Source organism: Streptomyces sp. CB02959 (assembly GCF_002803155.1).
In the GTDB taxonomy this organism is placed as follows: Bacteria; Actinomycetota; Actinomycetes; order Streptomycetales; family Streptomycetaceae; genus Streptomyces.
Map to the genome: position 1 here is coordinate 258799 of NZ_NNBP01000009.1, position 12463 is coordinate 271261.

1 protein-coding gene and 1 pseudogene are annotated in these 12463 nt (G+C 74.5%); both read right to left on the bottom strand.

Annotation, left to right across the window (positions count from 1 at the left end):
* Positions 1–7: 7 nt before the first annotated feature.
* A pseudogene (locus CG747_RS17135) lies at positions 8–6994 on the bottom strand (SDR family NAD(P)-dependent oxidoreductase); the annotation flags it as partial.
* Positions 6995–7070: 76 nt separating this feature from the next.
* Positions 7071–12452: a type I polyketide synthase gene (locus CG747_RS17140; RefSeq protein WP_100602594.1), complete on the bottom strand. Its 5382-nt coding sequence runs from the start codon at positions 12450–12452 to the stop codon at positions 7071–7073.
* Between the last annotated feature and the right edge of the window lie 11 nt (positions 12453–12463).

A 12463-nucleotide genomic window follows, 5' to 3' on the forward strand; every position in this document is an offset into this window, starting at 1 on the left:
GCCGCCGTCACTCGCCGAAGGTCGCCGCGAGCCAGTCGTCCGCGATCTGGGAGGCCGCGGAGGCGTCGGACCGGACGATGGACAGGTGGTCCGCGTCGAGCTTGACGATCTCGGCCGACGGGATCATCTCGCTCAGCCCTTCGCCGCCGGCCGCGATGCCCGGGTACAGCCGGGTCGCCTGGATGCTGAGCACGGGGGTGTTCATCTGGGGCACGTCGATGCTGTTCAGCAGGTGCATCCACCGCCCCATCGCGGACAGGTTGGCGTTCAGGATCCGGACCTGGGTCGCCTCCGATGCCAGGAAGTTCGCCTTCAGCAGGCCGCCGTAGTCGATGTCCTCGTTCTCCTCGTGCCGGATGCTGAGGGTGTCCAGCAGCACCAGTCCCGCGGGCTTGATGCCCCAGGTGCTCTCCAGCACGCCCGCGGCCGCGTAGGAGAACGCGCCGGCGGAGGAGTGTCCGACCAGGATGAAGGGTTCGCCGTCGCTGGCGCGCAGCGCGCTCTCCGCGATCGTCCGGGCGGCGCACTCGGCCGTGGCCGGCTGCGGGTCCCCCGGGGCGAAGCCGACCAGCGGCAGGGCACAGACGTTCCGTCGGCCGCGGAAGCGGGCGGCGAACCTGGCGTACTCGTGGACGCCGCCGTTGGCGGTGGGCGTGCTGATGCAGATCAGCCGCGGTGACGCCGGGCCCTCGGCGAGCGTGGTCGGCAGCGGCAGGTCCTCCAGCTCGGCGGTGTTCTCGTAGGACGGGCCGACGCCGCCCATCGCCGACACCAGGCGCCGCGCCTCGCTGATCCGGTCCTCCCTGATGGAGGTGAGGAAGTGCTGCACCAGCCAGTCGTCCTGGTCGGCGCTGCCCGAGCGGGCTCCCCCGGCACTGGCGGACGCGGCGACCCCGCCCGGCCGCGCGACGAGTTCGCCGTCCAGCCAGGTGGCGAGCTTCTCGGTGGTCCTGTTCTCGAAGACCACGGTCGCGGGCAGTTGCAGACCGGTGGCCGCGGCAAGCCGGTTGCGCAGTTCGACGGAGGTCAGCGAGTCGAAGCCCAGCTCCAGGAACTCCCGCTGGGTCTCGATGCCCTGCGGCGAGGCGTGCCCGAGCACGGCGGCCGCCTCGGTCCGCACCAGGTCGACCAGGACGTCCATCCGCTCGTCCTCGGCCAGGTCCGCGAGCTGCGCGGCGAGGTCGCCCGCCGAGTCGGCGGCGGGCTTGCCGGCGGCGCGCCGGCGGGTGGCGACCAGTCCGCGCAGTACGGGCGGCACTGGGCCGTCGATGCGCAGCGGGCCGGCGGTCCGGCCCAGTGCGACGAGGTGGGCCGCGTCGCACACCCCGGCCGCGTCGAACAGCGCCATGCCCTGCTCGACGGTGAGCGGCTTGGCTCCGTACGCGGCGATCCGCTGGAGGTCGGCGTCGGTCAGGTCGGCGGTCATGCCGCTGCCCTGGGCCCAGGCACCCCAGGCGAGGGACTGCGCGGGCAGTCCGTTGGCCGTGCGGAGCCGGGCGAGCGCGTCGAGGAAGACGTTGCCCGCGGCGTAGTTGCCCTGGCCGGGGGCGCCGGTCACGCCCGCGATCGAGGAGTAGAGCACGAACGCGGCCAGGTCGAGGTCCTTGGTGACCTCGTGCAGGTGCCAGGCGGCGTCCACCTTCGGGCGCAGCACGGCCGCCAACCGCTGGGGCGTCAGCGAGGTCACCACGCCGTCGTCGAGGACACCGGCGGTGTGGATCACGGCGGTCAGCGGGTGTGCGGCGGGCACCGCCGCCACGGCGGCGGCGAGCTGCTCGCGGTCGGCCACGTCGCAAGCGCGGACGTCGATCTCGGCGCCGTGGGCGACCAGTTCGTCGCGCAGGGCGTCCGCGCCGGGGGCGTCGGGGCCGCTGCGGCTGAGCAGCAGCAGGTGGCGCACGCCCCGCTCGGTCACCAGGTGGCGGGCCAGCTCGCGGCCCAGGCCGCCGGTGCCGCCGGTGATCAGGACGGTGCCTTCCGGGTCCCAGGCGCGCGGCATGGTCAGCACGGCCTTGCCGGGGTGCTCGCCGCGGTGCACCGCGTCGAACGCCGTGGCGCTCCGTCGGACGTCCCGGACGGTGACGGGCAGCGGGTGCAGCACGCCCCGGTCGAACAGCGCCAGCAGTTCCTCGAACGTCTCCTGGAGGCGCTCCGGGCCCGCCGCGGCGAGGTCGACGGTGCGGTGGCGCTCGGCGGCGTCCGGGCCGGGCTCGGGGGCGTCGCCGCCGAGGTGCAGGAAGTGGCCGTCGGGCGCGGTCAACCGCAGGGCGGCGGCCGCGGGTTCGCCCGTCTGGGCGGTCAGCACCACGTCCACCCCGCGGTCTGCGGTGGCCGCCCGGAAGCGCTGCTCGACGTCGGTGGTCAGGGCGGGGGCGATGCGGTCGGGCGCCACGCCCAGCTCCCGCAGGGACGCGCCCTGGCCCTCGTCGGCGGTGGCGAACACCTCGGCGCCAAGGTGCCGGGCCAGTTGGACCGCCGCCAGGCCGATGCCGTCGGCGTCCACGTGCACGAGGACCGACTGGCCCGGCCGCAGCCCGGCGAGGTCCTTCAGCGCGTGGTGGGCGGTCAGGAAGGCCAGCGGTACGGAAGCGGCCTGCTCGGGTGTCCAGCCGTCGGGAATGCGGGTCAGCAGCCGCCCGTCGGCGACGGCCACCGGCCCGAAGCCGCCGGGCACCAGGCCCATCACGCGGTCACCGGGGCGCAGCCGGTCCGCTCCGGGTCCGGTCTCGGTCACCACGCCGGCGGCCTCGACGCCCAGCGGGGCGGTCGCGTCCCGGTGCGCGCCCAGGGCGTTGTCCACGTCCCGGACGTTCACACCGGCGGCCTGGACCTGGATGCGGAGCTGTCCGTCGGTGAGCGGTTCCAGGGCCTGCGGGCACGGCGCGAGCACCAGGTTGGCGAGGCTGCCGCGGGCCGCGCTGTCCAGCCGCCACGGCCCGGCGGGCGGCAGCAGTCCCGCGTCGCTGCCCAGGAGCGCCAGCCGTCCCACCTTGATGACTCCGTCGCGGAGCACGAACTGGGCGTCCTCGGTGGCCAGCAGGCCCGGGAGTTCCGCGAGCAGCGTGGCGAGGTCCCCGTCGGTGTCGTCGAGGTCCAGCAGCGCGATGCGCCCCGGGTTCTCGGTCTGTGCCGAGCGGACCAGGCCCCACACCGCGGCCGCGGCCACGTCCCGCACGGGCTCGCCCTCGGCGGTGGAGACGGCACCCTGCGTGAGGAACACCAGGCGTGCGGAGCCGGACGCCCGCTCCTCCCACTCGTGGAGCAGACCCAGCACCTTGGCGGTCAGCGCGTGCGCGGCGGCGGGCACGTCCTCGCCCGCCCCGGACACGGGGACGATCACGAGGTCCTCGTTGCCGGTCAGTTCCGCCAGGGAGGCGACGGAGGCACCCACGCCGATGTCGTCGGCGCCCAGGGCCACGCTGCGGACGGCGGCGGGCTGCACCTCGGGGGCGGCCACCCAGTCCAACGACAGCAGCGCGTCGTGCTCCGGGCTGCGCCGGGTGGCCACCGGGGCCGCCGCGCCGGCCAGTTGACCGCGCAGTACCAGTGCCTCGGCGGACAGGACGGGGGCGCCCTCGACGTCGACGGCCGCGATGGACACCGCGTCGTCAGCGGTCTTCACCACGTGGGCGCGCAGCACGGAGGCGCCGCCGGCGTGCAGCGAGACGCCCTGCCAGACGAACGGCAGGAGCTGGTCGTCGTCGGCGCCGACACCGGCCATCCGGTGGGTCTGCAACACCGCGTCCAGCAGGGCCGGGTGGAGGCCGTAGGACGCGGCGTCGTCCGCGACCTGGGACGGCAGTGCGACCTCGACGAACGCCTCGTCGGCACGGCGCCACACCGCGCGCAGGCCCTGGAAGGCCGGGCCGTACCCGGTGCCGTCGTAGAAGCCTTCCAGGTCGACGGCGACCGCGTCGCGGGGCGGCCAGACCGGGGCACCGAAGTCGGCGATGCGCTCGGTGGTGGTCAGCGTGCCGTTGGCGTGCTGGATCCACGGCTGGTCGGGCGCGTCGGCGGAGCGCGAGTGGACGGAGATCGTCCGGGTGCCCCGCTCGTCGGGGGCGCCGATCAGCACCTGGACCTGGGCGGCGCTCTCCTCCGTCAGCACCAACGGGGCGAGCAGGACGAACTCCTCGACCCGGCCGCAGCCGACCTGGTCTCCGGCGCGCAGGGCCAGCTCCAGGAATCCGGCACCCGGGAAGAGGACGTGTTCGCCGATGGCGTGGTCGGTCAGCCACGGGTGGGTCCCAAGCGAGAACCGGCCGGTGAACACGGCCTCGTCGGAGTCCGCGAGGGTGAGTGTCGCGCCCAGCAGGGGGTGGTGCGCCGGGAGCAGCCCGACGCCGGTCACGTCCCCGGCCGAGACGGCGGGCCGGGGCCAGTACCGCTCGTGCTGGAAGGGGTAGGTGGGCAGGTCCACGCGGCGGGCGCCGGTCCCGGCGAACCACTCGGCCCAGTCCACCGGCACGCCCGTGACATGCAGCCGGGCCAGGGCGGTGAGCAGGGCGGTCTCCTCGGGACGGTCCTTGCGCAGCGCCGGGACGACGGCCGCCTCCCCGTCCAGGGTGTGCTGGGCCATCGCCGACAGCACACCGTCCGGGCCCAACTCCAGGAACACCGAGGCGCCTTCGGATTCCAACGCCCGCACGCCGTCGGCGAATCGCACCGTCTCCCGCACGTGCCGCACCCAGTAGTCCGGCGAGCACAACAATTCCGCGGCGGCGACCTCACCCGTCACGTTCGACACGACGGGGATCCGCGGAGCCTCGTACGACAGCCCCTGCACCACCCGCCGGAACTCCTCCAACATCGGCTCCATCAGGGGCGAGTGGAAGGCGTGGCTGACCTGTAGCCGCTGCGTCTTGCGGCCTTCGTCCTTCAACTCCGCTGATATGCGGAGCACTTCGGCTTCGTCACCGGCGAGGACGACCGCTTCGGGGCCGTTGACCGCCGCGATCGACACCCCGTCCACCAGCCGCGGCCGCACCACCTCCTCGGACGCCTGGACGGCCACCATCGCACCGCCGCTCGGCAACGCCTGCATCAACCGCGCCCGCGCCGCCACCAACGCACAGGCATCCTCCAACGACAGCACCCCGGCCACGTGCGCCGCGGCAACCTCACCGATCGAATGCCCGGCGACGAAGTCCGGCCGCACGCCGAGCGACTCCGCCAACCGGAACAGCGCCACCTCGACGGCGAACAACGCCGGCTGGGTGAACCCCGTCTCGTCCAGGCCGTCGGCCTCGCCGAACATCACCTCCCGCAGCCCCTGGTCGAAGTGTGCCAACACCTCGTCCAAGGCCGCCGCGAACACCGGGAACCTGGCGGCCAACTCCTTCCCCATGCCGGCGCGTTGCGCGCCCTGCCCGGAGAACAGCACCGCCACCTTGCCGTCGACGTCCTGGGCGAGGCCGCGCGCGACCTCGACGGTCCCGTCGTCCCCGGCCAGCAGCACCGCGCGACGCTCCAGGTGGGCGCGGGAGGTGGCCAGCGAGTAGCCCAGGTCGACGGGGGCGGGGTCGGTCAGCGCGGTGATCTGCTCCAGCTGTGCGGCCAGTGCCTCCTCGGTGCGTGCGGAGACCGGCCACGGCACGGTCGACGGCGCAACGGCCGGCGCCGCGGGCACCGCCTCGCCGTCCTCCTCGTCGCCCTCCCCGGCGACCGGCGCCTGCTCGATGATGACGTGGGCGTTGGTGCCGCTGATCCCGAACGACGACACGCCCGCCCGCCACGGCCGGCCAGCCTTGGGCCATTCCTGAGACTCCGTCAGCAGTCGTACCGCGCCGGAGGACCAGTCGACGTGCGACGACGGTGCGTCCACGTGCAGGGTCGGCGGCAGCACCCCGTGCCGCATCGCCAGGACCACCTTCAGGATGCCCGCCACGCCCGCGGCCGCCTGCGTGTGGCCGAGGTTGGACTTCACCGAGCCCAGCAGCAACGGGCGTTCGGGGTCACGGCCCTGGCCGTAGGTCGCCAGCAGTGCCTGGGCCTCGATCGGATCGCCGAGGGTGGTGCCGGTGCCGTGTGCCTCGACGGCGTCCACGTCATCCGTCGACAGTCCGGCGTTGGCCAGTGCCTGCTGGATCACCCGCTGTTGGGAGGGGCCGTTGGGCGCCGTCAGACCGTTGGAGGCGCCGTCCTGGTTCACGGCCGAGCTGCGCACGACGGCGAGGACCTCGTGCCCGTGCCGGCGGGCGTCGGACAGGCGCTCCAGCACCAGCAGGCCCACGCCTTCGGACCAGCCGGTCCCGTCGGCCGCCTCGGCGAACGCCTTGCACCTGCCGTCCGCGGCCAGTCCGCCCTGCCGGCTGAATCCGGCGAAGCTCATCGGCGAGGACAGCACCGTCACACCGCCGACGAGGGCGAGCCCGCACTCGCCGGAGCGCAGTGCGTGGGCCGCCAGGTGCAGGGAGACGAGCGAGGAGGAGCAGGCCGTGTCGACGGTGACGGCCGGGCCCTCCAGGCCGAAGGTGTAGGACAGCCGCCCGGACAGGACGCTGCCTGCCAGGCCGGTGCTGGCGTGTCCTTCGACGTCCTCGCGGGAGTTCAGCACGACGTTGGTGTAGTCGACGCCGTTCGTGCCGACGAAGACACCGGTGTCGGTGCCGCGCAGCGAAACCGGGTCGATGCCGGCGCGCTCCAGGGCTTCCCAGGAGGTCTCCAACAGGATGCGCTGCTGGGGGTCCATGGCCATGGCCTCGCGGGGCGAGATGCCGAAGAAGCCGGCGTCGAACGCGGCGGCGTCCACGAAGCCGCCCTCGGCCGTTGTGCTGCTGCCGCTGCCCCCGCCGGTGAGCGAGCTCAGGTCCCAGCCGCGGTCGGCGGGGAACTCCGCGATGCCGTCGCGTCCCTCGCTGAGCAACTGCCAGAGGTCTTCCGGCGAGCGCACTCCGCCCGGCAGGCGGCAGGACATCCCGACGATGGCGAGGGGCTCCTGTTGGGCGGACTCGGCCTCCCGGAGCCGTTCGCGGGTCTGGTGCAGGTCGTTGGTGACCCACTTCAGGTAATCAACGAGCTCGTGGTCGTTCGGCATGACGAGGAACCTTCCGTGTGAATGGGGGCCGGGTTCAGCGGTCGCTGTGACGCCCGAGTTCGTTGTCGATGAAGGCGAGGATTTCCACCGCGCTGGCGGATTCGAGACGTTCGGCGACCCCGGAGCCGTTCTCCTGCGCCGCGGTCCCCCGCCAGGTGTCCAGGAGTTGCGACAGGCGGTTGGCGACGGCGGTCCGCGTGCGGGAGTCGGGCGCGCCGGCCGCGAGTGCGGCGTCGAGCCGATCGAGTTCCGCGAGCAGGGCCGGGCCCGCCGCGGTCCGGGCTTCGTCCACGAGCTGCGGGACGAGGTGTGCGGAGAGGGCGAGGGGGGTGGGGTAGTCGAAGACGAGGGTGGCGGTCAGCCGCAGTCCGGTCGCGGTGGCCAGACGGTTGCGGAGCTCGACGGCGGTCAGCGAGTCGAAGCCCAGGTCGTGGAACTCCCGCCGGGCGTCCACCGCCTTGGCCGAGGGGTGTCCGAGCACGGCGGCGGCCTCGGTCCGTACGAGGTCGGTCAGCAGCCGGACCCGGTCCTCCGGCCGTGCCTGCGCCAGGTTCCGGGCGAGCTCGGCGGGGGCGTCGGCGCCGGGGGCGGAGCTCGCGGCGGTCCGCCGGGCGCCCTTGATCAGGCCCCGGAGCACCGGCGGAACCGCGCCGCGGACCCGGGTTCCGGCGGCGACCGGACCGATCGGGACGAGGTGGGGTGCGTCCGTCGCGGTGGCGGCGTCGAACAGCGCCAGGCCCTGTTCCGCGGTGAGCGGCGGCACGCCGGTCGCCGCGATCCGCTGCATGTCCGCGTCGGACAGTGCCCCCGTCATGCCACTCGCCTGTGCCCACGCGCCCCAGGCGAGGGACTGGGCGGGCAGGCCCCGGGCCGCGCGGTGCCTGGCCAGGGCGTCGAGGAAGACGTTGCCCGCGGCGTAGTTGGCCTGGCCGGCGCCGCCCATGACGCCGGAGATCGAGGAGAAGACGACGAACGCGCCGAGGTCCGTCTCCCGGGTGAGCTCGTGCAGGTGCCAGGCGGCGTCCACCTTCGGGCGCAGCACGCCCGACAGTCGCTCCGGCGTCAGCGCGGTGACCACGCCGTCGTCCAGTACACCGGCCGTGTGGATCACCGCGGCCAGCGGATGGGCGAGGGAGTCGAGCACCCGGCCGAGCGCGGCCCGGTCGGTGGTGTCACAGGCCGCGATCGTCACGTCGGCGCCGAGGGCCGTCAGTTCGGCGCGCAGCGCGGCGGCACCCGGTGCGCTCTCACCACTGCGGCTCACCAGGACGAGGTGCTTGGTCCCGTGCTCGGCCACCAGGTGCCGGGCGAGGAGACCGCCCAGGCCGCCCGTACCGCCGGTGATCAGCGTCGTGCCGTCCGGGTCCCAGGCGGGGGGGCGGGGGGTGGCGTCGTCGGGTGCGGGCAGCCGGGCGAGCCGGGCGAGGTGCACCGTGTCGTCGCGCACGAGGAACTGGGCGTCGCCGGCGGCCAGCAGGCCCGGCAGCGCGGCCGGGAGGTCCGCTTCCGGCGTGTCCACCAGGGCGAAGCGGTCCGGGTGCTCCGACTGCGCCGAGGCCACCAGGCCCCACACCGCCGCGGCGGCCAGGTCGTCGCCGGACACCGCGCCGTCGGTCATGAACACCAGCCGGGCGGCGTCGAACCGCTCGTCCGCCAGCCATGCCTGGATCAGTCCCAGCGCCCACGCGGTCCGTTCGTGGACGGTGCCCGGGACGTCGTCGCCGGTGCCCGGCACCGTGGCGACGACGAGTTCGGGCACGTCCTCCAGCGACGCCAGTCCGCCGGTGCCCAGCGTCACGCTGCGCACGTCGTCGGTGGCCGGTGTCGGGGCGGCCGGCACCCAGTCCAGTCGCAGCAGGGTGCCTTCTTCGGCGCCGCTGCCGGCCGCGCGCGGGAGCGGTTTCCTGGCTTCCAGGACCAGGGAGTCCACCGACAGGACGGGGGCCCCCGCGGCGTCGGCGACGGCGACGGCGTACGTGCCCGGGCCGGTCTTCGCCAGGCGTATGCGGACCTCCGACGCCCCGCTGGCGTGCAGTTCGACGCCGTGCCAGGCAGAGGGGGCGAGGTCGCCGTCGGGTGCGGCCGCCTGCGTCACGGCTTCCAGCAGCGCCGGGTGCAGGCCGAAGTCCGCCGCGTCGGCGACCTCGTCGGGCAGCACGGCCTCGACGAAGGTCTCGTCGCCGTGGCTCCACAGGGCGCGGACGGTCCGGAACACCGGGCCGTGCTCGACGCCCTCGTCGTGGTCCGCGGGGTGCGTCGCCTCGGCTCCGGCCGGCGGCCAGGCGGAGGCGTCGAACGCCGCGGTGCCGTGCGCCGTCCCCCCGGCCGACGGTGCGGGCGTCAGCGTGCCGTGGGCGTGGTCCGTCCACGGCCGGTCGGGGGCGCCCGCGGGCTGCGAGGACACCCGGACCTCGCGCTCGCCGTTCACGTCGGGTGCGCCGAGCAACACTTGGAGCAGCACGGCGTCGTCGCCGGCCAGTACGAGCGGCTCGGTGAGGGTGAGCGTGTGCACGCGGTCGCAGCCGACCTGGTCGCCCGCGCGGACGGCGAGTTCGAGGAAGCCGGCGGCGGGCAGGACGCACGCGCCGTCCACCACGTGGTCCAGCAGCCAGGGGTGGGTGCGGGTGGACAGCCGGCCGGTGAGCAGCAGCCCGCCCGAGGCCCCCAGGGGCACCGCCGCGCCCAGCAGGGGGTGGTCGGCGGGGAGCAGGCCGGCGCCGGTCACGTCCCCGGTCGACGCGGTCGGCGCGGGCCAGTAGCGCGCGCGTTGGAAGGGGTAGGTGGGCAGGTCCACGCGGCGCGCGCCGGTGCCGGCGAACCACGCCGCCCAGTCCACCGCCACGCCCGCGACGTGCAGCCGGGCCAGCGCGGTCAGCAGGGCCCGTTCCTCGGGACGGTCCGCGCGCAGGGCGCTGACGCACAGCGCGGCCTCGTCCAGAGTGTGCTGCGCCATCGCCGTCAGCACGCCGTCCGGCCCCAACTCCAGGAACGCCGAGGCGCCTTCGTCCGCGAGGGTCCGCAGGCCGTCCGCGAAGCGGACCGTCTCCCGCACGTGCCGCACCCAGTAGTCGGGCGAGCACACCGATTCCCCGGTGACCAGGCGTCCGGTCACGTTGGACACGAGGGGGAGCCGCGGCGGCGAGAACGACAGTCCCTCGGCCACCCGCCGGAAGTCCGCCAGCATCGGCTCCATCAACGCCGAGTGGAAGGCGTGGCTGACCGCGAGGCGTTGCGTCTTGCGGCCTTCGTCCTTCAACTCCGCCGATATGCGGAGCACTTCGGCTTCGTCACCGGCGAGGACGACCGCCTCGGGGCCGTTGACCGCCGCGATCGACACCCCGTCCACCAGCCGCGGCCGCACCACCTCCTCGGACGCCTGGACGGCCACCATCGCACCGCCCCTCGGCAACGCCTGCATCAATCGCGCCCGCGCCGCCACCAGCGCACAGGCATCCTCCAACGACAGCACCCCGGCCACGTGCGCCGCCGTGATCTCGCCGATCGAGTGCCCGGCGACGAAGTCGGGTCGGATCCCCCAGGACTCCACCAGCCGGAACAGCGCCACCTCGACGGCGAACAACGCGGGCTGGGTGAACCCGGTCCCGTCCAGGCCGTCGGCGTCCCCGAACATCACCGGCCGCAGTTCCGGCAGTGCGCCTTCGAACTGCGCCAGCACCGCGTCCAGGGCCGTCGCGAACGTCGGGTGCCGGTCGTACAACTCCCGGCCCATCCCTGCGCGTTGCGCGCCCTGCCCCGAGAAGAGCACGGCGAGCGGGCGGTCCGTCTCCGCCCGGCCCCGCGCCGCCTCGGTCAACGCGCCGTCGGGGCACGGCGCGAGCAGCACCGCGCGGTGCGCAAACGTCGAACGCCCCGAGGCGAGCGAGAAGCCCACGTCCAGCGGTGTCGCCGTGCCGCGGTCGGACCCGATCCGCTCGATCTGTGCCGCCAGTGCCTGCTCGGACTTGGCCGACACCAGCCATGGCACCTCGGCGGGCGCCCCGCCCGGTTCCGTGCGGGGCGCGTCGTCGGGGTCGGCCCGTTCGATGATGACGTGGGCGTTGGTGCCGCTGATCCCGAACGACGACACCCCGGCCCGCCACGGCCGGTCGACCCCGGGCCATCCCTGGGCCTCCGTCAGCAGCTCCACCGCACCGGCCGACCAGTCCACGTGCGACGACGGCTCGTCGACGTGCAGGGTCGGGGGCAGCACGCCGTGCTGCATCGCCAGGACCACCTTCATGACCCCGGCCACGCCCGCGGCCGCCTGCGTGTGGCCGAGGTTGGACTTCACCGAGCCCAGCAGCAGCGGACGTTCGGGGTCACGGCCCTGCCCGTACGTGGCCAGCAGCGCCTGGGCCTCGATCGGATCGCCCAGCGCGGTGCCGGTACCGTGCGCCTCGACCACGTCCACGTCGCCGGTCGACAGTCCGGCGCTGGCCAGGGCCTGCCGGATCACCCGCTGTTGGGCCGGGCCGCTGGGGGCGGTGAAGCCGTTGGAGGCTCCGTCCTGGTTGACGGCCGAGCCGCGCACGACGGCGAGGACGGGGTGCCCGTTGCGGCGGGCGTCGCTCAGGCGCTCCACGAGGAGCACCCCGGCGCCCTCCGACCAGCCGGTGCCGTCGGCGGCGTCGGCGAACGCCTTGCAGCGGCCGTCCGCCGCGAGGCCGCCCTGCCGGCTGAACTCCATCAGGGAGCCGGGGGACGCCATCACGTTGACGCCGCCGACCAGGGCCAGCGTGCACTCGCCGGCCCGCAGGGCGTGGGCCGCCGAGTGCAGGGCCACCAGGGACGAGGAGCAGGCCGTGTCGACGGTCACCGCGGGGCCTTCCAGGCCCAGCGTGTAGGACAGCCGGCCGGACGTGGCACTGGCGGCGATGCCGGTGCCGATGTCCCCGGTGGCGTCGGTCAGGGAACGGATGAGCAGGTGGGCGTAGTCCTGGCCGTTGGTGCCAATGAACACCCCGGTGCGGCTGCCGCGCAGGGCGGTGGGGGCGATACCGGCGCGCTCGATGGCCTCCCACGAGGTTTCCAGCAGCAGCCGCTGTTGCGGGTCCATGGTGACGGCTTCGCGCGGGGAGATGCCGAAGAAATCGGCGTCGAAGTCCCCCACGCCGTCGAGGAATCCTCCTTCCTGGCTGACGGCGTTGCCGCGTTCGTCGACGCCGGCGTCCCGCAGGGCGCCCAGGTCCCAGCCGCGGTCTGTGGGGAAGGCGCCGATCGCGTCCTTGCCCGCGGCCAGCAGCTCCCAGAGGTCGTCGGGCGAGTGCGCGCCACCGGGGTACCGGCAGGCCATCGCCACGATCGCGATCGGTTCGGTGGCCGCGGCGGCGAGCTTGTGGTTCTGCCGGCGCAGGTGCTCGGCCTCCTTCAACGAGGCGCGGAGGGCTGCGACGACGGTTTCACTGGATGTGGTCATGGTCCGCTCTT